The organism is Klebsiella sp. 141198 (assembly GCF_050600785.1).
GTDB classification, from domain to species: Bacteria; Pseudomonadota; Gammaproteobacteria; order Enterobacterales; family Enterobacteriaceae; genus Klebsiella; species Klebsiella aerogenes.
Map to the genome: position 1 here is coordinate 211,782 of NZ_JAQIRM010000004.1, position 20,412 is coordinate 232,193.

Sequence of the window (20,412 nt, forward strand, 5' to 3'; positions counted from 1 at the left end):
GTGCTCTCCGGCAAATACAATCACCGTATGGCCCGGTTGCCATACATTCTTCAGTTCTATGTCCGCCAGCGAACAGCAGGTCAGACCTTTACAGGCCCGGCGTGCCGGGCCTGATGGCGTTATTTCCCGCTTTTCACTTTGGTCCATGCGCGGGTGCGCACGCGATCAATCTTCGGATCCTGCACCTTGAGGGTGAACAGCTTGGCGAAGACATCCTCCGGCGGGTAAATCGCTGGGTTGTTACGGATATCGGCGCTGACCAGCGGCGTCGCCTCTTTGTTGCCGTTAGCGTAGTAGACGTGATCGCTGATGTGGGCGATGACCTCCGGGCGCAGCAGATAGTTCAGGAACTGATAGGCTTCGTCTTTATTTTTGGCATCCGCCGGCATGGCGAAGACATCAAAGAAGGCCAGCGCCCCCTCTTTCGGAATGAAGTAGGAGATATTGACGCCGTTCTTTGCCTCTTTCGCGCGATTCGCCGCCTGCCAGACATCGCCCGCCCAGCCAATCGCAACGCAGATATCGCCGTTTGCCAGGTCATTAATATATTGCGAAGAGTGGAAGTAACGGATATTGGGCCGCAGCTTCAGCAGCAGATCGGTTGCCGGTCCGGTGTAATCATCGGCTTTGGTGCTGTTTGGATCTTTACCGAGATAGTTCAGCACCGTCGAGAAAATCTCTTCCGGGGCATCAAGGAAGGAGACGCCGCAGCTTTTCAGCTTCTCAAGGTTTTCCGGTTTCAGCACCAGATCCCAGCTGTTTAACGGCACGTCTTTACCCAGCGCCGCTTTCACTTTATCGACGTTATAGCCGATGCCGGTGGTCGCCCACATGTACGGCATCGCATATTTGTTATCGGGATCGTGACGCGCCACCAGTTGTAAAACTTTCGGGTCGAGGTTTTTCCAGTTCGGCAGTTTACTTTTATCAAGCGGCTGGAACACTCCGGCCGCCAGCTGGCGTTCAAGGAAGCTTGCCGACGGCACCACCAGATCGAACCCGGTGCTGCCGGCCATTAATTTACCTTCCAGCACCTCGTTGGAATCAAATACGTCATACACCACTTTAATTCCGGTCTCTTTTTCAAAATTGGCGACCGTGTCCGGCGCAATATAATCAGACCAGTTATAGACGTGCAGCGTTTTTTGTTCCGCTGCGAGCGAGCCGGCAGAAACGGCCATCAGCGCACCCGTAATCACACCTGTTAACCATTTTTTACCCAAGGCGGTCATATCTCTGTTTCCTTCTCAAGGCCCGTTAATTCACGGACGCAATAGACGAACCTGAACGCATGCAAGAATCATGCATATTTTTCATTGCCTGAGATAAGGAGAGGAAACCTCTCCCTGATTGGCTGCCCGCAAATGGACGCCTCGCCAGAATAACTGTAGCCAGAATAAGAGGATATAGCCCAGGCAAAAAAACGCCCTGGATCATATTTCCAGCCAATAAAGGTCTACGAGATAAAAGCGAAGCGGTAAAACAGCAGTGAATAATTCTTTAAATGAGGGTTTGTGACAGAATAAATAAGCAACCGCCATCGCAGCGGCTGCTTTTATTAATTAGTGCAGAAAATGGTATTGCACTTCTTCGGCTGCGGCCTCTTCTTCCTGCTCTTCCGCTTTATACAGCAGTTGATTGGCGCCGGCTTCCAGAATGACCATCGAGACCTGCTCTTCGCTCTGGCGGAAGAACCAGGCAAACTGTTCAAGCGTGACGCCCGCGCCAACGGGCAGCGCCTGGCAAACCACCAGCTTCGGCAGGTTATCATCCTGAATATCAAGGAACGCTTTTACGGTCAGCGAACTGGCGTTAATCGCCGACAGGTCCGCCGATAGCGGCAGTAGCGCCGAAGGCTTCACTTCCGCCAGCGCCGAAAACAGCACCACGTTGTCCAGCAGGTCGATTTTGGCATCGAAAATACCGTCGAAATTCTGCATATGCGGCAGGTGCAACGCCTGGCAGGAGTCGCACTCAAAAAAACTGATGCCTAACTCGTCGAGCCAATGACGTAACGTATCAAGACCCGGAACGACCAGTGAATCCATAGTGCCTGTGACCTCTTGCTGGATAAAAAACGACGCATAGCTTACGCAAAAAATGCGTCGCATTCCATGAAAGGATAACGAAGTGACGCTACCCTCCCATTTTTAGACAATATCCAGGCGTTGCCTGACGCTCGATCCACGCGATCATTCGCCCGGCAATATCGACGTGAGTGGTGGTTTCAATCCCTTCCAGCCCCGGCGAGGCGTTAACTTCCATCACCAGCGGACCGCGATGGGCGCGCAGGATATCCACGCCTGCCACGTCCAGACCCAGCGTTTGCGCTGCTTTAATCGCCATCTCCCGCTCCTGATCGCTAAGCGTGGCCGTAGTGGCGACGCCGCCGCGGTGCAGGTTAGAGCGAAAATCGCCCTCCTTCGCACGCCGCTCAATCGCCGCCACTACTTCATCGCCAACCACCAGGCAGCGGATATCGCACCCTTTTGCCTCAGCGATATATTCTTGCACCAGAATGTGCGCATTAAGGCCACGGAAGGCGTCAATCACGCTTTCCGCCGCCTGCCGCGTTTCCGCCAGCACCACGCCGATCCCCTGCGTCCCCTCCACCAGTTTAACCACCAGCGGCGCGCCGCCCACCATCGCGATCAGATCGCTGGTGTCGTCCGGGGAATGGGCAATGCCGGTGACCGGTAGATCGATTCCCTGACGCGCCAGCAACTGCAGCGAGCGCAGCTTATCGCGGGCGCGGGTAATCGCCACCGACTCGTTTAGCGGATAGCTGCCCAGCAGTTCGAACTGCCGCAGCGCGGCGGTGCCGTAATAGGTGATAGCCGTGCCGATGCGCGGAATGACTGCATCAAAATGGGGCAACTGTCGCCCTTTGTAGTGAATAGAGGAGGCCACCGGGCTGACGCTCATATAGCAGGAGAGCGGATCGAGGATCTCGACCTGATGCCCGCGTTTTTGCGCGGCTTCACGCAAGCGGCGGCAAGAATAAAGCGTTCCATCCCGGGATAATATAGCGATTTTCACCCAACACCTCTTAGAAAATAACTGGCAGCCAGCACTCTGCGTTTGCAGGGTGAAGTGTATAGGGAATCAGCGCGTTGCCCAGCCCTGTTTATGCAAATAATCGAGAATAAACGGCCGGCTCTCTTTGATGATGGTGCGGCGGATATGATCGCTCCAGGTATCGCGGCGGGTATTGCTGCCGCGCGACAGATAATAGTCCGCCAGCTGTTCGTCATACTGCGCCAGCACCTGTTGATCAAGCGGCTGGTAGTGATTCTCATGCACCAGCATCGCAGGCGGAATACGCGGCTTAACCTGCGGGTCGTCAGCAGGCCAGCCAAGGCACAGGCCAAACAGCGGCAACACGTGTTTCGGCAGTTGCAGCAGTTCGGTTACCGCGTCAATGTTATTGCGCAGGCCGCCAATATAGACGCCGCCTAATCCCAGGGATTCCGCGGCGATTAAGGCATTCTGCGCCATTAGCGCGGTGTCGACGACGCCCAGCAGCAGCTGTTCAGCCAGCCCCAACTGCGCTTGTGGGCAAATTTGCAGGTGGCGGTTGAAATCGGCGCAGAATACCCAAAACTCCGCCGCCTGCGCCACGTGCTGCTGGCCGCCGGTCAACGGAACCAGCTGCTCACGCATCTGCGGGTCGGTAATGCGAATAATCGAGGTACATTGTAAAAAGCTGGAGCTGGATGCCCCTTGCGCCCCGGCGATGATAGCCTCACGCTGTTGGTCGCTAATCGGCGCGTCGGTAAAATGGCGGATGGAACGGTGGTTGCGCAGCAGATCAATGGTCGGCGTCATGGCGTTTTTCTCTTTCGGACGGGGTAGAAGATGAGGTCTTATTATCGGTCAACTGCGGCGCGACAATTTTCGCTATTCGCCACATTAAGGCTATCGCCGCCGGGATCATCAGCAGGATCCCGGCAAAGATCATGATGAGCGCCGCCGTCGGGCTGGCAAACGGCGCCGGCAGCTGAACATACTGGTTCAATGACAGCCAGGCCAGCGTCAGCAGCGCCATGCCGACGAGCTCAACAATCAGAATACTTTTGGGTAATGCGGCAGGCGATCGCATAACGCTCCTCAATATACTCATGCCGCGCACATCGCTGGCGGGTCTGTATAGGGTCTTGCAGCAGATGATATTTATCAAGCATAACCCGCAACCATCGCTATAAAAGGTAAAACCTTCTTCCCCTTGCTAACGGAACGCGGCATCATAGCCACATTCGCCATCCGGCTGAGATTTAAGGAGAGAAGCATGTTTACCGTTATTTTTGGTCGCCCAGGTTGCCCGTATTGCGTTCGCGCCAAAGAGCTGGCTGAAAAACTGAGCACCGAGCGCGATGACTTCAGCTATCGCTACATTGATATCCACGCGGAAGGCATCAGCAAAGCCGATCTGGAAAAAACCGTCGGTAAGCCGGTAGAAACCGTACCGCAGATTTTCGTCGATCAGAAACACATCGGCGGCTGCACGGATTTCGAAGCCTGGGCGAAAGAAAATCTCGGCCTGTTTGCTTGAGAGACTTCACTCTTCCATTGAGTGCCTGCGTCTGGCGTCCAGCCAGACGCTAATAAATAAAAAGCATAGCGCCCCGAGCGCGCACCAGAACACCGCGCTAAAAAGCCACGCCAGTTCCTGCCAAAACGATCGATGAGTAATAAAGAACATCCGCATCACCACCAGACAAACCGGTGCCGCCAGCATGGCGCCAATCAGCGGACGTATGACGCGCCGGCCTGGGGATAAACAGCTCGCCACCGCGCCAGGCAGCACAAAGAACAGCAGCCCAAGCTCGGGGTTGCCCGTTTGCCGAAAAGCCCCTTTCATATGCAGCAACAGCGATAAACAGACCACAATAAACAGAAAGAACCCACAAATTATACCGGCCCACGCGCGCTCAGATTTCACGACATCCTCCTGATTTCGCCTCTAACTATCTTTCACTTCATCCAGTCAGAAATAGCATTCTGGCAGTCCATGCTTATAACGCTCCCGTCAGAGTAAAACGATTGTGACTAGCCGCAGCAACCAGGAAAGATTAAACTAGCGGCACTGTTTTATCGGTATTAACGGGATGCCAGAATAACGTTCGGCATAGTGCGAACGCTTGAGCAACCTTAGACCAAAAAACCATTTCCTTCAACAACTTACTAGTAAACGAGAAGTTGGCTTTCGTGAATATAAACGTCGCAGATTTGTTAAACGGGAATTACATCCTGTTATTGTTTGTTGTACTCGCACTGGGTCTTTGCCTGGGGAAACTTCGCCTCGGGTCAGTACAACTTGGTAATTCCATTGGCGTTTTAGTCGTTTCTTTATTATTAGGTCAGCAGCACTTCGCCATTAACACTGATGCGCTAAATCTTGGCTTTATGCTGTTTATTTTCTGCGTCGGCGTCGAAGCTGGCCCCAACTTTTTTTCGATTTTTTTCCGCGACGGCAAAAACTATCTGATGCTGGCGCTGGTGATGGTGGCCAGCGCGATGTTAATCGCTATGGGGTTGGGCAAATTGTTTGGCTGGGACATCGGCCTGACCGCCGGGATGCTGGCGGGCGCCATGACTTCCACCCCGGTGCTGGTGGGCGCCGGCGATACCCTGCGCCACTTCGGCATGCCCAGCGATCGGCTGGCGCAGTCGCTTGACCACCTGAGCCTCGGTTACGCCCTGACCTACCTGGTTGGCCTGGTGAGCCTGATCGTCGGCGCGCGCTATATGCCGAAGCTGCAGCATCAGGATCTGCAGACCAGCGCCCAGCAGATCGCCCGCGAGCGCGGTCTGGATACCGACTCCAAGCGTAAAGTCTATCTGCCGGTTATCCGCGCCTACCGCGTCGGCCCGGAATTGGTCGCGTGGGCGGACGGCAAAAATCTTCGTGAGCTGGGGATTTACCGCCAGACCGGCTGCTATATCGAACGTATTCGCCGTAACGGTATCCTGGCGAACCCGGATGGCGACGCGGTACTGCAGATGGGCGACGATATCGCGCTGGTTGGCTACCCGGACGCCCATGCCCGCCTCGACCCAAGCTTCCGTAACGGTAAAGAGGTGTTTGACCGCGACCTGCTCGATATGCGTATCGTCACCGAAGAGATTGTGGTGAAGAATCATAACGCCGTCGGCCGCCGCCTGGCGCAGCTGAAGCTGACCGATCACGGCTGCTTCTTAAACCGGGTGATCCGCAGCCAGATTGAAATGCCAATCGATGATAACGTGGTGCTTAATAAAGGCGACGTGCTGCAGGTGAGCGGCGACGCCCGCCGCGTAAAAACCGTCGCTGACCGCATCGGCTTTATTTCGATTCACAGCCAGGTGACCGACCTGCTGGCTTTCTGCGCCTTCTTTATCGTCGGCCTGATGATCGGCATGATCACCTTCCAGTTCAGCTCGTTCAGCTTCGGTATCGGTAACGCTGCCGGCCTGCTATTCGCCGGTATTATGCTCGGTTTCCTGCGCGCCAACCATCCGACCTTCGGCTATATCCCGCAGGGGGCGTTGAATATGGTGAAGGAGTTCGGCCTGATGGTGTTTATGGCCGGGGTCGGCCTGAGCGCCGGCGCGGGTATTAATAACGGTCTGGGCGCCATTGGCGGGCAAATGCTGGCCGCCGGTCTTATCGTCAGCCTGGTGCCGGTGGTGATCTGCTTCCTGTTCGGCGCCTATGTGCTGCGCATGAACCGCGCGATGCTGTTCGGCGCGATGATGGGCGCGCGTACCTGCGCCCCGGCGATGGAAATTATCAGCGATACCGCACGCAGCAATATTCCCGCGCTCGGCTACGCTGGCACCTACGCTATCGCCAACGTGCTGCTCACCCTTGCCGGTACGCTGATCGTCATCATCTGGCCGGGCCTTGGCTAGTCCCTGCCGAAAATTTTTAACTTTTTCGCAAAAAAATCGGTGATGAACAGAACTTTTTCCCAGGATGTCAGTCATAACTAGTGCCACTGCTTTTCTTTGATGTCCCCATTTTGTGGAGCCCATCAACCCCGCCGTTTAGGTTCAAGGTTGATGGGTTTTTTGTTGCCTGAAATTCAGATTCATTAGAATCAGTCTCTTAGCTGACAACTCGTTTCTGCATGCGATGACCTTCCCGTCAAAACCGCCCCACTCTTAACAAAAGTATCTGGTCTTGCTTTCGCCTCGCAGAGAAGCACTTCCTTAACATTTGATAGTTACTGCTATTGAATTGACGTACTTATCTTGCTATGTAAAAACGTAGTGTTGATACTTTACTTCTACTGATAAGGAATTCAGATGTTAACTCAAAGTCTTATAAATATATTCAGCAAAGAAATGATAGGGACGGTTATCGCCACCCTGCCCATCATAAAAGCCATTTTAAATTACTTAAACAAACCTTTAGATTACATCGATGATATATATAAAAAAGCCAAATTAAGCACATGGAGAATTCGTTTTTTCATGATCAAAATATCAACAAAAGAGATACCCAGACTGACTCGCGCAAATGTGATATTGTTTTCTATCGTATTATTATTTCTTTTCGGCAGTTTAGCAACCAGTTCATATTATGGCGTGAAGCTATTACAAATACGTCCGGGCTGGACATCTTTAATTCTTAAAGAAACGGATGAATGGTTTTTAATCTCGGAAACAGAAGCATCAGAACACGCATTCCATCCCTCCTGGCATCTCACAGAAAAAAGCTGTATCTCTGGCGAGGCCTCGCACCTGGTAAATAATAAAATAATAACACCACAACTGGGGAGATTTATTTGTGATTCCTTCACCAATGCGGATGACAAAGAGAACATAATGAAATCTATTAAAGATACCACTCATAACAAACCTGTCATCACCTTTCTCATCTCGATCATTACCGTTGGCTGTCTATGGTTCATAACCAGCTTAACATTGACGTTAATATATACTCTCAGACTTAAAAAATTTATTATCCGGGAGCATGAAAAAGCCTATGACTATCTAACATAGCACTCCAGCCTTTAGCTTAGGGGGTGAGAACTCTGTTACATTTGTCATTTGCACGACGTATATTACCAGTTCCGGTAATATTGTTACTGGAACTGCAGAGCCTATCATCCTGCAATAATTGTTGATATTATTGTCCGCAACGATTAAGAGGTGTTTCGGTTGAAGGTAAAAATATGATTGATGTACAGCAGGAACAAAAACTTCAGGAGCACGGTTTTACCAGCAAAGAGATTAATATGCTGCGAAAAGGACTTGAGAGTCCACAACGTAAAGATCAAAGCCTGCAGGCCTTGTTGAAAGAACTGAGACGTCGTTTTTACATGTCCTGTATTATTATCATTGCCCTGCTTATCTTTTGTAGCTACGCGATGCTGACTAATGATACCGGTAATGGGCTGGCTTACTTTGCTGTGACTGCAGTTTGCTGCACCTTTGCACTAATAGCTACCCCTTATCCGCTTTCATGGAAAGCGATAACATTCTTAAGAAAGAAACTCTACCCAAATTAATTTAACACGCAATTTTTTCATCAGTACGATACGTTCTCCCTATGTTGTATAACTGATATATCCTCAACATGCCACTTAAATATCCCCTCTTAAATAATCGGCGATAAAGCTTATCAAGCACACCAGCGTAAAACAGATGGCGAAACCACCCAGCTTGAATAACCAGCCATCCAGAGCAATAAAACAAACCACAGCGGCGATAGAGAAGCTGCCTGTTCCGACAGCTTCAAATATATTGATTGCATGAATACAGATCTTTTTACATACATAGCTTGAAGAGAATCTTTTTGGTTTCATTGGCTCTCTCTTATCCCTGCATCAGGTAACCCAAGGCTAATCAAAAGCGCGTCTATTAGCCAGTAATAATTAAAATATTTACTTATTAAATCAACAAGTTAAACAAAAACCTAATAAGAAAATCAATCACTAAACGTAAGTACCCCCTCCTTGCACAGTCTATTTTTTCACCCATACTTTGTTGATCCACTCCCACATAAGGCGCTCTTCATGTTGCTTAAAGATAAGACCGTGGTGATTTTCGGCGGCAGCGGCGCGATTGGCCGCGCGGCGGCGCTCGCCATGGCGAAAGAAGGCGCGCGGATCTTTCTGGCCGCCCGGCAGACGGATAAGCTGGAAAAGGCAGCGGCTGAGGTTCGCGCCGCTGGAGGTATCGTCGAGACCCTGCAACTGGATGTGCTGGATGGCGGGCAAACCACCGCGCAGGTGGCCAACCTGGCCGGGCGAACCGGCGGGATTGATATTGTGGTTAATGCCACCGGCTTTCTCCACGATCAGGGGAAAACGCTGGAACAATTATCCCTTGCCGAGTATCGCCAGGGTTTTGTCCCCTTTCTTGATGCCCAATTTACTATTGCTAAGGCTGTAGCGCCGTGGATGGGTGGCGAACGCGAGGGCGTCATTATTACCACTATCCCTCCTTCTGCGACGATGGCCATCCCTGGACACCTCGGCCATATCGTCGGCTGCGCCGCAATGGAAGCCTTTATCAAAGCATTGGCCAGCGAACTCGGCGCCAAAAAAATCCGCGTGCTCGGCGTACGGTCACACGCGATAGCGGATGCGGCGCTGGCGGGTTCTTATACTGCCGAGGTGTTTGCGCCTAAAGCACAGGCGCTGGGCTTGAGCGTCGAACAGTGGCTGGGTGGTGCGGCGCACGGCACCATGCTGCAGCGGTTGCCGACACTTGAGCAGATAGCCGGAGTCATCACCTTTCTTGCCTCACCGTCGGCGGCGGCGATGACCGCCACGGTGGTTAACGTCACCGCCGGAGCGACGCTTAGCTAGCGCTATTCTCCCCCGCCAGCCGCCCGACCATTAAGCGAATCGCCGCTTTCGACAGCGGCGCGCTATCGGTCACGAAGTGCAGCGTCATCCCCTCGATAAACGCATCCAGCCCGCGCGCCGTCGCCGGTTCAAACCACTGCTCCAGCGTCTGCTGGCTGCGCAGCATCCAGTTCTGCATGACCGTTTTCAGCGCTGGTCGGCTGCTGCAAAACGCGTACAGCTGGTACATTAACTCCATATTACGCGCAGTGGTCACCTGAGCGCTGAAGATAAGCTCGGCGATAGCGTCGCAGGCCTGCTGGCGGCTGCCGACGCCGTCGAAAAATTGCTGATACTGCGCCGACATTTCGACGGTGAAGTTACGAAACGCTTCCTCAATCAGCGCCTCAATACCGCTAAAATAATAGGTCAGCGAGCCCAGCGGTACCCCGGCGCAGCTGGCGATTTTACGGTGCGTTACCGCATGAATTCCGTGCGCGGCGATGGTATCCAGCGTCGCCTGCAGGATGCGCTCGCGCCGCTGCGGATCGTTCGGTCTGCGGGTCATCGGTGTGTTTTTCCCCTCTGTGCGCTATGCAAATCAAGCGATAGCGGAATGTGTACAAATGTACACAACCTTGTTACTGTTGTCTGCAACTCTTCTTTCTCGGGCGTTTATGGATGACGGCGCAAACTTCTCGCAAAGCCCTCCAGCTTCGGCTGTGGGCGCTATTTATGTTCTTTTTTATCCCCGGCTTATTGATGGCCTCCTGGGCCACCCGTACGCCCGCGATTCGCGATTTACTAACCCTTTCCACTGCTGAAATGGGAATGGTGCTATTTGGCCTGTCGATTGGTTCGATGAGCGGTATTCTCTGTTCAGCATGGCTGGTGAAGCGCTTCGGTACCCGTAAAGTCATCCGCACAACTATGTTGTGCGCCGTGGCGGGCATGCTGGTGTTAAGCCTGGCGCTGTGGCTCGCCTCTGCGCCGCTGTTCGCCTTTGGGCTGGCTATCTTTGGCGCCAGCTTCGGCTCGGCGGAAGTGGCGATTAACGTCGAAGGCGCCGCCGTTGAACGGGAAATGAATAAAACCGTGCTGCCGATGATGCACGGTTTTTACAGCTTCGGCACCCTCGTGGGCGCCGGCATCGGTATGGCGGTGACCGGTTTTGGCCTGCCCGCCGCGCCGCATATTCTGATCGCCGCGCTGGTGGCGATTGCCCCCATCGTTATCGCCATTCGCGCCATCCCCGACGGCACGGGCAAAAACGCCGCCGAATCCGCCCATAGCGAGGCCAAAGGCCTACCGGTCTGGCGCGACGTGCAGCTGTTGCTGATCGGCGTGATCGTACTGGCAATGGCCTTTGCCGAAGGTTCCGCTAACGACTGGCTGCCCCTGCTGATGGTCGACGGCCATGGCTTTAGCCCTACTTCCGGTTCGCTGATTTACGCCGGTTTCACCCTCGGCATGACCCTCGGCCGCTTCACCGGCGGCTGGTTTATCGACCGCTACAGCCGCGTCACCGTCGTACGCGCCAGCGCGGTAATGGGCGCGCTGGGTATCGGGCTGATTATTTTTGTCGACAGCACCTGGGTTGCCGGGGTATCAGTACTGCTGTGGGGACTCGGCGCTTCGCTTGGTTTCCCGTTGACGATTTCCGCCGCCAGCGATACCGGCCCGGATGCGCCTAAACGTGTAAGCGTCGTGGCGATTACCGGCTACCTGGCTTTCCTCGTCGGGCCACCGCTGCTGGGCTTCCTTGGCGAACACTTTGGCCTGCGTAGCGCCATGATGGTGGTACTTGGCCTGGTGATGGTGGCGGCGCTGGTAGCCCGCGCGGTAGCCAAACCGCAGCCTGAACCTGTGATGGAGAATAGCTAATGAGCATCAAACTAATTGCGGTAGACATGGACGGCACCTTTTTAAGCGATGCCAAGACCTATAATCGCCCACGTTTTCTGGCGCAGTATCAGCGCATGCGTGAACAGGGTATTCGCTTTGTGGTCGCCAGCGGCAACCAGTATTACCAGCTGATATCGTTTTTCCCGGAGCTGGTCGATGAAATCGCCTTCGTCGCCGAAAACGGCGGTTGGGTGGTGAGCGGCAAAGAAGATATCTTTAACTGTCAGCTGCCGACGACGCATTTCAACGCCGTCGTCGACCACCTGCAAACTCTGCCCCATATCGAAATTATCGCCTGCGGCAAACGCAGCGCCTATACGCTCAATAGCTATAACGACGAGTTAAAAGCGGTGGCGGCGAAGTACTATCACCGTCTCGAACTGGTGGATGATTTTAACCATCTCGATGACGCGATCCTCAAATTCGGCCTGAACGTGCCGGATCATCTGATTGCGCAAATTCAACCGAAGCTACACGCGGCGCTGGGCGATATGGTTACCGCCGTCGCCACCGGCTACGGCAGTATCGATTTAATCATCCCTGGCGTGCATAAAGCCAACGGCCTGCGCATTTTGCAAGAGCGCTGGGGCATTGAGAACCATGAAGTGGTGGCCTTCGGCGATAGCGGTAATGATATTGAAATGCTGCAGCATGCCGGTTTTGGTTTCGCCATGGCGAATGCCAAAGCGGAGGTCAAAGCCGTCGCCAGTCATCATGCGCCGCATAATAACGAAGAAGGCGTATTGCAGATTATCGATAAGGTATTGAATCGCGAAGCGCCGTTCGCCTGATGAAACCCCGGATGCCTTTGGGCATCCGGGTTGCTAAGTATCACGCCTGCTGCGAACTGCCGATGCTTTTATCTTTCAGGAAGTAAATAATCAGCCCCAGCCATAGCACCCCGCCCAACAGGTTAAACAGGCTGAACAGGCCGTTGCCGCCAAGCTCATAAGCATGCTTGCTAAGCTCAATGCCTACGGTAAAGATCAGCATCTGCAGCATACCCATCGCCGCCGAAACCGTCCCTTTACTCATCTCGCTGGCGAACAGCGTTAAGCGCACCAGCCCGGCGTTAGCCAGGCCAATTCCGAAAGCGTAGAAGCTCAAACCAGCGGTCATCCACAGATAAGCATGGGACGAAACGACCGTGGCCGCCGCCGACAGGAGCAGGCCAAACATAATCGGCCAGCCGCCCATAATAATCAACGAGCGTACCGAGCGGCGCGAGGTCAGACGCGCCAGTACCAGGTTGCCGGCGATCAGCGCGCCGAAAATCGGTACCTGCAGCATGCCGTACTCATAGCTGGTGGCCTGCTCGCCGCTGATAATAATGACCGGCGATTGCGCAATCCACGCCAGCAGCGGCAGGCTGACAAAACCGGTCGCCAGCGCCCCGGCGACAAAGCGCAGATTTTTCAGCACCAGACGATAGTCGCGCCCCAGCTCTTTTACCGACAGCTTTTCCCCCATCCGCGTCGCCGTTTCCGGCATCGCCCGCTGCAGCCCGACAAAGGAGATGGCCGCCAGCACGGCGAACAGCACAAACATCATCTCCCACGGCAGCATATGCACCCAGGCAGCGCCGACCAGCGGCCCGAGCAGCGGGGCAATTAGCGCGACGTTAGCCATCAGGGCGGTAATTTTGATGCATACCGCCTCCTCAAATGACTCCTGTATAGCCGCATAGCCCACCGCGCCGATAAAGCACAGGCTGATGCCCTGCAGGAAACGCAGCAGGGTAAATTGTTCAATGGTTTGCGCCAGCAGCGTCGCCAGACAGGTGACGATAAACCACACCACCCCGGTCAGCATCACCGGACGGCGGCCAATACGATCCGACAGCGGCCCCAGCAGCCACTGCAAAAACATCCCCCCCGCCAGATAGGCGGTCATAGAGGTGGGAACCCACTCATTGCCGACCTGAAACTCCTGCACCACCGCGAGCATACCCGGTTGGATCATATCGTTGCCGATATAGGTGGAGAATTCATATAACACAAGGCACAGCGGGAACAGCAACGCCTGACGACCGAGGCGTTTACCTGATAGCGAATAATTCTGCATGCAATCTCTTAATTAAAAAAAAATCGCGCAAAGTTTAATGAAAGTCGACCCGTGGAGATAGTGAATTGTGAGTGACAATGAAAAATATCGCCAGCCCACATTCCGGCATGAAACGAATATTTATATTTCGTTTATGTTTCAATGAGATTACAGCCGATATACTTTCTCGGTCGACATGCTGGCAAGGGCATCTGACAGGTATATTTCGTAACAAACTGATAATTAAGACAATGCTGCTTTACCTTATCGTTTCCTTTCAATAAGGTGAGCGGCTTATTGCCATCGTAACCAGAGACTGGAAGCATGCTGGAAAATATCAACTACGCGCTGTTTGCCCTGATTAACGCCACCCCGGCCTCCTCGTGGTGGGCGATTGAGGTCGCCACGTTTATTGCCAAAGACTTAATTATCATTGTGCCGCTGCTGGTGGTGGCGCTGTGGCTATGGGGGCCAAACCAGCGTCAGTTGGTATTCAAGGTCATGCTGGCCCTGGCCCTGAGCCTGTCTATTTCGTGGGTTATCGGTCATCTGTTTCCGCATGACCGGCCGTTTGTTGACGGCGTCGGCTATAACTTCCTGCATCATGCGGCGGATGACTCGTTCCCAAGCGATCACGGCACCGTCATCTTTACCTTCGCGCTGGCGTTTTTATTCTGGCACCGGGTGTGGTCCGGTGCGCTGCTGCTGGTCATCGCCTCGGCGATTGCATGGTCGCGCGTCTATCTCGGAGTACACTGGCCATTGGACATGCTGGGCGGGCTGCTGGCCGGCATGTGCGGCTGCCTTGGGGCGCAACTGCTGTGGCAGAGCGGCGGTCATGGCCTCTACCAATGGCTGCAACGTTTGTATCGTCTCTGCTTCTCGCTGCCGATTCGTAAAGGCTGGGTACGTGGCTAACGTCTGACAGGTGACGAACCCCTCGCTGCCGGGTAAAATCAAGCTGACGCCCTGCCCTTGCAGGGCGATTTTAGCTCAGAGGGTATATGGAAACTCGTCGTGACGAACGCATTAACCAGCTCATTCAGGCACTCAAGCGCAGCGATAAACTTCACCTGAAAGAAGCAGCCTCGCTGCTTGGCGTGTCGGAAATGACCATTCGTCGCGATTTGAACGGCCACAGCGGCCCGGTGGTGCTGTTGGGCGGGTATATTGTGCTGGAGCCGCGTAGCGCCACGCACTACCTGCTGAGCGATCAGAAAACCCGTCTGGTGGATGAAAAACGCCGCGCCGCGCGCCACGCCGCCGGGCTGCTTGAAGCGCATCAGATGGCCTTTTTTGACTGCGGCACCACGACGCCATGGATAATCGACGCTATCGATAACGAGCTGCCGTTTACCGGCGTGTGCTACTCGTTAAATACCTTTCTCGCCTTGCAGGAAAAACCGCTGTGCCGCGCTATTCTTTGCGGCGGCGAATTCCACGCCAGCAACGCCATCTTTCTGCCGCTTAGCCTGCAGGATACCCTGAGCCACCTCAGCCCGGATATCGCCTACTACTCCGCAGCCGGGATCGACTGCGAACAAGGCGCGACCTGCTATAACCTGGAAGAGCTGCCGGTGAAACACTGGGCCATGAATAATGCTCGCTACCATGTGCTGGTGGTCGATCACAGTAAGTTTGGCAAAGTGCGGCCGGCGCGGATGGGGGAGTTATCGCGTTTTGACGTCATCGCCAGCGACGTACGCCCGGATGACGATCTGCTGGCGCTGGCGAAAGATAAGCAAATATCACTGCTGTACTAACCGCGCCCTATAGGGCGCGGCCTGTCGCTTAAGAGAACCAACTGCCGAACCAGCCGTGCAGTTTCATCAGCACGAAGTCGACCATGCGGCTGAAGAAGCCGCCCTCTTTCACTTCTTCCATGACGATCAGCGGGCGCTGTTCAATGGTTTTGTCATTGAGTTTAAAGTCGATGGTGCCCACCACCTGCCCTTTCGCCAGCGGCGCGGTGAGCTGCGGCTCAGTCAGGCTGTAGCTCGCTTTCAGGTTTTTCAACTGCCCGCGTGGAATAGTCACCGATCCGGCTTCGCCGGCGCCCAGTTTGACTTCATTACTGTCACCGAACCACACGCGCTGAGAAATAAAGGTGGCATCCGGTTTGATTGGGGTAACGGTTTCATAGAAACGGAAGCCCCAGGTCAGCAGTTTTTCGGACTCATTAAAGCGGATACGGTCGGTTTTAGTGCCCAGTACTACCGCGATAAGGCGCATATCGCCCTGGGTGGCGGAAGAGACCAGGTTGTAGCCCGCGCCGGCGGTGGTGCCGGTTTTCACACCATCGGCATTGAGGTTGGTGCTCCACAGCAGACGGTTGCGGTTTGGCTGGCGGATTTTATTGAAGGTGAACTCTTTTTCTTTGTGTACCGCGTACTCTTCCGGCACATCATGGATCATCGCTTTGGTCAGCAGCGCCATATCGCGAGCGGTGCTGAACTGCCCCGGCGCGTCCAGCCCATGGACGGTTTTAAAGGTGGTGTTAGTCAGGCCGATCTTCTGCGCATAGCCGTTCATCAGGTTGACAAACGAATCCTGGCTACCGGCGACATAATCCGCAATGGCGATGCTGGCATCGTTACCGGACTGAATTATCACGCCCTTATTGAGGTCTTCAACCGATACCTGCATGCCTGGCTTCAGGAACATCACCGAGGAGCCGCGCAGCGCCGGGTTACCGGTGGCCCACGCATCGCGGCCGACGGTGACCGTATCGGTCAGTTTGATTTTGCCTGCTTTCAGCGCCTGGCCTACCACGTAGCTGGTCATGATTTTGGTCAGGCTGGCCGGGTCGAGTTTCTCGTCGGCATTGCCTTCACTCAATACTTTGCCGCTGGCATAGTCCATCAGGATCCAGGCTCGCGCATCAATCGATGGCGCATCCGGAAGTTGATCCGCCGCCTGCACAGCAGGGGCCACGAGAAGTAAAAGCGCGCAGCCTGCCGCGAGGCCGCGAAGGGAAAAAGCATCATGCGTCATAAGAGCCACCCAAGTATCCTTTCCAAACAAAATATGCCGCAACACTCTTGCCGCACAGCACAAGGCGGTGAGTAAAGCGTACAAATGACCTTAAAGAAACAGCGAGTTGGTAAAGTTTTTAAAGTTTACGCAATAACGACGCTGCCTGCTGAAAACAAGGCAATTTTTTTGATCGTGATTGCCTTAATATTAACTTTATTCCAACATGATTGCTCACCATGTTGCAACGGCGATTAAATAACATGCAGGAGCGGATATGATTACGTTATGGGGCAGAAATAACTCGACCAACGTGAAGAAAGTACGCTGGGTGCTGGCGGAACTGGATCTTCCTTATCAGCAGATTCTGGCGGGGCTGGAGTATGGCCTCAATCACGACCCGGAGTATCTGGCGATGAACCCGAACGGCCTGGTGCCGCTACTCAAAGACGATACCAATGGGCTGGTGCTGTGGGAATCCAACGCCATTATTCGCTATCTTGCCGCTCAGTACGGGCAAAACCGGCTGTGGGTAGAGTCGCCTGCGCAGCGCGCGCAGGGTGAAAAATGGATGGACTGGGCCAACGCCACGCTATCGCCGGCGCACCGTCCGGTATTAATGGGGCTGGTCAGAACGCCGCCGGACCAGCGCGATCCGGCGGCCATTGAGGCAGGTATTCACGCCTGTGAAGGGCTGTTCGCCATGCTCGACGATGAACTGGCGAAGCATGCCTGGCTTTCCGGCGATGAGTTCGGCCTTGGCGATGTGGCGGTGGCGCCGTTCGTTTATAACCTGCTGTCCATCCTCGACAGCTGGCTGCCGCGGCCCCATCTGCAGCGCTGGTACCAGCAAATCCAGCAGCGTCAGGCCTTCCGCGACGTGGTCATGATCCCGGTCACCTGAGGTGATTACTCCGGGCTGACCTTGAGCAGTTCACCGTCAGGCTCGTCGGTTAACAGATACAGATAACCGTCGGGCCCGACACGCACATCACGAATGCGTTTGCCGCGATCTTTTAACAGCCGCGTCTCCTCGCTGAGGGTATTGCCGTCCACCGAGAGCACAATCAAAGACTCATCCTTCAGCGCGCCGATAAACAACTTGTGCCGCCACTGCGGGAAAGTTGACGCGTTGTAAAACGCCATCCCACTCAGCGCCGGGGAGACCGGCCAGACGTGCAGCGGCGGTTCGGTACCCGGCGCGCTCTTTCCTTTAGCTTCCGGGATAGGTTGACCGCTATAGTTGATGCCGTGCGTCGCCAGCGGCCAGCCGTAGTTTTTTCCGGCCAGAGGAATATTGATCTCATCGCCGCCGCGCGGGCCATGTTCGTTCAGCCACAGCGTATCGCTCCACGGATTCATCGCCATCCCCTGCGGGTTGCGAATACCATAAGCCCAAATCTCCGGTCTGATGCCAGTACGGCCGACGAAAGGATTATCTTTGGGGATTTCCCCCTGGTCAGTCAGGCGTACCACTTTCCCCTGCAGTTTATCGAGATCCTGCGCCGTCGGGCGCTGATTGTTTTCACCTAAACCGATAAACAGATGCCCTTTGCCATCAAAGACCATCCGCCCGCCAAAATGATTGCCAGTGGAGAGCTTCGGCTGCTGGCGGAAAACGGTTTTAAAATCTTCCAGGTTTTGCAGGTCGGCGCTGAGGCGGCCGTACCCCACCGCGGTACCCGCTTTGCCGTCATCGCCCGCTTCGGCATAGCTCAGCCATACCCGGCGCGACTGAGCAAAATCCGGAGCCAGAGCCACATCCAGCAGGCCGCCCTGGCCGTTGGCCCACACCTTCGGCACGCCGCGAATAGGCGCCGATAACCCTTTATCGAGCTGCCAGCGTTTAAGTTCGCCGCCGCGCAGGGTAATCAGCACGCCTTCATTGTCCGGCAGGAACGCCAGTGACCAGGGGTGGTCGAGGTTATCCTGCAGCACCTCAACGCGCGGCGCGGCCATCGCCGCCATGGGCAGCAGCACAGTCATGAGAGTTATTTTTAGATATCGGCGCATGGCGCACTCCTTTCGTCAGCATTGCTGATAAGGGTAGCCAGCGTGGCCAGTCAGGCGGGGATTTTTACATAAACTTTAACAGGGGGAGTCGCCTCCCCCTGGATTCAGGCGTGGGCAATTGGCGCGGATTTATTCAGAATGTGAATATTCATCGTCAATCCCGACAGACAGCGTTCTAGCTTCTCTACGTTAACGGCAATATAAGCCGGGCAATCATGATGCCCGCTCATCAGGCAAACCGCCGCCGAAGCGACGGACTCGCCGGCAAGACGGAAGGCTTCCATCTCTTCCGGCGCGATGGCGTGCTGCAAACGCGGCGCGTGTACGCGCAGTTCATGGCATAGCTCAAACAAGTTATCACGCAGATGGTCATTTTCGCTGACTGACATATAGCCTTTCGCTTTACGAAGCTGGAGATAAGCCGCCAGATCGATATTGGCATTAATCAGCTTATTCAAAAGGTTAGTGTAACGTCTGTCAACGCTCATCACGGTCCTCCTCTGTCGTCCATTACCATAATCATGGTATGGTCATTTTTTGCGCGGAATCATGAGCAAGGTCAATAATCCCACAGCAATTAACATTATTTACAATGTTACAACTTCAGAGGTCACGCCGCGTTGTTCAACTTACCAGCGGCTGGTTCATCAACTTTTCCAGCACCTTCAGCGGTGAATAATGCGGATTATGCATCGCGCTCACCGGCAGTTGGAAAGTCTGTTCCAGCATAAACTGGCCGCCCATCGCCGCGTGCGGCGTTTGATCGGAAAAGCAGATCCAGGTACTCCCCGCGGCAAACTCTACCGCCTGCTGTACGCCGTGCTGTTGATATTCCGGCGTACTTTTCATTTTGTCGTGCAACGCCAGCATCAGATGATCGTAATGGCTGCGTTTGCTTTTGGTGATCCCTACCGCCGACTGCAGCCAGCTGGCGAACGGCGACCACGGTTTCAGCGTCGGCAGAAAACGCGCAGCGAGCGTTTCAAAATGTTCGCCGGTGCGCCACAAACGCGGTTCACCGTGCGGATTGATGTTGCAAAATACGCGCAGAATGCGATCGCCATAAACCGGGCGCGACGGGAAAGCGTCGACGTGCAGGCGGGTATCATCTTTACGCCACGAGGTCGTGTCGCGCCAGGCGGTTATCGGATGCAGCCGCAGACTGGTTTGCGGGCGATAAAGCGCTTCGCGGTATCCGGGCAGCAGTGCATCAATCAGGCGCAACGTGGATTGATAGTAACGTTCGGTCAGCTGCAGTACCGCCGAGGCTTTCGCCGCGTCCGCTACGCCTTTAATTTCACGCTTTTGTGGCTGATAGCTAATGTTCTTACGCTTCGGCGATACTAAATCGGTATTGAGTAATTCGCGCTCTTCGGCAGTCAGCGAAAAATCCAGATTCGGTAAATAGAGGACGTTGCCCTCTTCCAGCGAGTGCTGAATTGACGATGGCTGCGGCGGAATATCCAGATGGGTAAAGGGTAATGTAGTAAGGGCCAGCGGACTGCTCGTGGTCATTGTTATGCTCCTTGCCGCATGGGTTTATCAGTTTTGGCTCCGGCCATAGGCAAGGTTAACAGAATGTTATTAAACGTAAGGTCAATGTAAAGGAGATAATGGTTTTAAATACCATAGCTGAGTTTTTTTGCCGTAAAGCTTTTTCATCATTCATCGTCCCCTGGCTATACTCTTTTTCGCA

The 20,412-nt window shown here is 54.3% G+C and carries 23 protein-coding genes; 10 read left to right on the plus strand and 13 right to left on the minus strand.

Translation table 11 applies throughout. The annotated features are described in order from the left end of the window. Positions 1-119: 119 nt before the first annotated feature. The 5 genes from potF to PGR10_RS14885 all read right to left on the minus strand — a co-directional run bounded on the left by potF (position 120) and on the right by PGR10_RS14885 (position 4,102). Entirely contained in the window at positions 120-1,232 is a 1,113-nt protein-coding gene (gene potF, locus PGR10_RS14865) for a spermidine/putrescine ABC transporter substrate-binding protein PotF (protein WP_032711260.1), read from the minus strand. Between the two features lie 330 nt (positions 1,233-1,562). Then, the gene (locus PGR10_RS14870) at positions 1,563-2,048 is read right to left on the minus strand and encodes a YbjN domain-containing protein (protein ID WP_015367528.1); all 486 of its coding nucleotides are present in this window, start codon (positions 2,046-2,048) and stop codon (positions 1,563-1,565) included. Positions 2,049-2,136: 88 nt separating this feature from the next. Next, entirely contained in the window at positions 2,137-3,039 is a 903-nt protein-coding gene (rimK, locus tag PGR10_RS14875) for a 30S ribosomal protein S6--L-glutamate ligase (protein WP_015367529.1), read from the minus strand. Positions 3,040-3,105: 66 nt separating this feature from the next. Beyond that, positions 3,106-3,828 (minus strand): nitroreductase NfsA, encoded by a 723-nt coding sequence (gene nfsA, locus PGR10_RS14880; protein WP_087859984.1) that lies wholly within the window; start codon positions 3,826-3,828, stop codon positions 3,106-3,108. Further along, on the minus strand, positions 3,812-4,102 hold the full coding sequence (locus PGR10_RS14885; protein ID WP_047065002.1) for a YbjC family protein: 291 nt from the start codon (positions 4,100-4,102) through the stop codon (positions 3,812-3,814). Before PGR10_RS14885 ends, nfsA begins: the two co-directional genes overlap by 17 nt. Positions 4,103-4,288: 186 nt before the next feature. On the opposite strand from PGR10_RS14885, the gene PGR10_RS14890 reads away from it, so the two are divergent. Then, on the plus strand, positions 4,289-4,552 hold the full coding sequence (locus PGR10_RS14890; RefSeq protein WP_015367533.1) for a GrxA family glutaredoxin: 264 nt from the start codon (positions 4,289-4,291) through the stop codon (positions 4,550-4,552). A gap of 6 nt (positions 4,553-4,558) precedes the next feature. Here PGR10_RS14890 and PGR10_RS14895 read toward each other — a convergent pair whose 3' ends face one another. Beyond that, on the minus strand, positions 4,559-4,942 hold the full coding sequence (locus PGR10_RS14895; RefSeq protein ID WP_047065001.1) for an inner membrane protein YbjM: 384 nt from the start codon (positions 4,940-4,942) through the stop codon (positions 4,559-4,561). A 266-nt stretch (positions 4,943-5,208) separates the two neighbouring features. Here PGR10_RS14895 and PGR10_RS14900 point away from each other — a divergent pair, with 266 nt between their 5' ends. From PGR10_RS14900 to PGR10_RS14910, 3 genes are all read left to right on the plus strand, one after another. Further along, positions 5,209-6,894 (plus strand): aspartate:alanine antiporter, encoded by a 1,686-nt coding sequence (locus PGR10_RS14900; protein ID WP_101704156.1) that lies wholly within the window; start codon positions 5,209-5,211, stop codon positions 6,892-6,894. 396 nt (positions 6,895-7,290) lie between these two features. Then, a complete protein-coding gene (locus PGR10_RS14905; protein WP_430923708.1) occupies positions 7,291-7,989 on the plus strand; it encodes a DUF6216 family protein in 699 nt (232 codons plus the stop codon). 173 nt (positions 7,990-8,162) lie between these two features. Continuing rightward, positions 8,163-8,498, plus strand: coding sequence for a hypothetical protein (locus tag PGR10_RS14910; protein ID WP_271032247.1), 336 nt, complete (start codon positions 8,163-8,165; stop codon positions 8,496-8,498). Between the two features lie 75 nt (positions 8,499-8,573). Here PGR10_RS14910 and PGR10_RS14915 read toward each other — a convergent pair whose 3' ends face one another. Further along, positions 8,574-8,795 (minus strand): hypothetical protein, encoded by a 222-nt coding sequence (locus tag PGR10_RS14915; RefSeq protein ID WP_087859989.1) that lies wholly within the window; start codon positions 8,793-8,795, stop codon positions 8,574-8,576. Positions 8,796-9,005: 210 nt separating this feature from the next. Here PGR10_RS14915 and PGR10_RS14920 point away from each other — a divergent pair, with 210 nt between their 5' ends. Then, positions 9,006-9,803, plus strand: coding sequence for an SDR family NAD(P)-dependent oxidoreductase (locus PGR10_RS14920; RefSeq protein ID WP_221694147.1), 798 nt, complete (start codon positions 9,006-9,008; stop codon positions 9,801-9,803). Here the strand turns inward: PGR10_RS14920 and PGR10_RS14925 are convergent. Further along, entirely contained in the window at positions 9,796-10,350 is a 555-nt protein-coding gene (locus tag PGR10_RS14925; RefSeq protein WP_221694146.1) for a TetR/AcrR family transcriptional regulator, read from the minus strand. The two genes, PGR10_RS14920 and PGR10_RS14925, sit on opposite strands and share 8 nt — an antisense overlap. 113 nt (positions 10,351-10,463) lie before the next feature. On the opposite strand from PGR10_RS14925, the gene PGR10_RS14930 reads away from it, so the two are divergent. Next, a complete protein-coding gene (locus PGR10_RS14930) occupies positions 10,464-11,666 on the plus strand; it encodes an MFS transporter (RefSeq protein WP_015704846.1) in 1,203 nt (400 codons plus the stop codon). Next, positions 11,666-12,478 (plus strand): Cof-type HAD-IIB family hydrolase, encoded by an 813-nt coding sequence (locus PGR10_RS14935; RefSeq protein WP_316424458.1) that lies wholly within the window; start codon positions 11,666-11,668, stop codon positions 12,476-12,478. The genes PGR10_RS14930 and PGR10_RS14935 overlap by 1 nt, the downstream gene beginning before the upstream one ends. A gap of 40 nt (positions 12,479-12,518) precedes the next feature. Here the strand turns inward: PGR10_RS14935 and kdeA are convergent, their stop codons facing one another. Continuing rightward, complete coding sequence (gene kdeA, locus PGR10_RS14940) at positions 12,519-13,751, minus strand: multidrug efflux MFS transporter KdeA (RefSeq protein ID WP_430923710.1); 1,233 nt, start codon at positions 13,749-13,751, stop codon at positions 12,519-12,521. Positions 13,752-14,054: 303 nt separating this feature from the next. Between kdeA and ybjG the strand changes: the two genes are divergently transcribed. Both ybjG and deoR read left to right on the plus strand, forming a co-directional pair. Beyond that, on the plus strand, positions 14,055-14,648 hold the full coding sequence (gene ybjG / locus PGR10_RS14945; protein WP_045359985.1) for an undecaprenyl-diphosphate phosphatase: 594 nt from the start codon (positions 14,055-14,057) through the stop codon (positions 14,646-14,648). A gap of 86 nt (positions 14,649-14,734) precedes the next feature. After that, entirely contained in the window at positions 14,735-15,493 is a 759-nt protein-coding gene (gene deoR / locus PGR10_RS14950) for a DNA-binding transcriptional repressor DeoR (protein WP_047049071.1), read from the plus strand. 28 nt (positions 15,494-15,521) lie between these two features. Here deoR and dacC read toward each other — a convergent pair whose 3' ends face one another. Then, a complete protein-coding gene (gene dacC / locus PGR10_RS14955; protein WP_045396363.1) occupies positions 15,522-16,724 on the minus strand; it encodes a serine-type D-Ala-D-Ala carboxypeptidase in 1,203 nt (400 codons plus the stop codon). A gap of 256 nt (positions 16,725-16,980) precedes the next feature. On the opposite strand from dacC, the gene PGR10_RS14960 reads away from it, so the two are divergent. Further along, positions 16,981-17,607, plus strand: coding sequence for a glutathione S-transferase family protein (locus tag PGR10_RS14960; protein WP_308957813.1), 627 nt, complete (start codon positions 16,981-16,983; stop codon positions 17,605-17,607). Between the two features lie 5 nt (positions 17,608-17,612). Here PGR10_RS14960 and PGR10_RS14965 read toward each other — a convergent pair whose 3' ends face one another. The 3 genes from PGR10_RS14965 to PGR10_RS14975 form a co-directional block, all read right to left on the minus strand. Next, entirely contained in the window at positions 17,613-18,716 is a 1,104-nt protein-coding gene (locus PGR10_RS14965; RefSeq protein ID WP_113374848.1) for a PQQ-dependent sugar dehydrogenase, read from the minus strand. A 104-nt stretch (positions 18,717-18,820) separates the two neighbouring features. Continuing rightward, complete coding sequence (gene bssR / locus PGR10_RS14970; protein WP_045364588.1) at positions 18,821-19,204, minus strand: biofilm formation regulator BssR; 384 nt, start codon at positions 19,202-19,204, stop codon at positions 18,821-18,823. A 136-nt stretch (positions 19,205-19,340) separates the two neighbouring features. Next, complete coding sequence (locus PGR10_RS14975) at positions 19,341-20,231, minus strand: Kdo hydroxylase family protein (RefSeq protein ID WP_395226517.1); 891 nt, start codon at positions 20,229-20,231, stop codon at positions 19,341-19,343. Between the last annotated feature and the right edge of the window lie 181 nt (positions 20,232-20,412).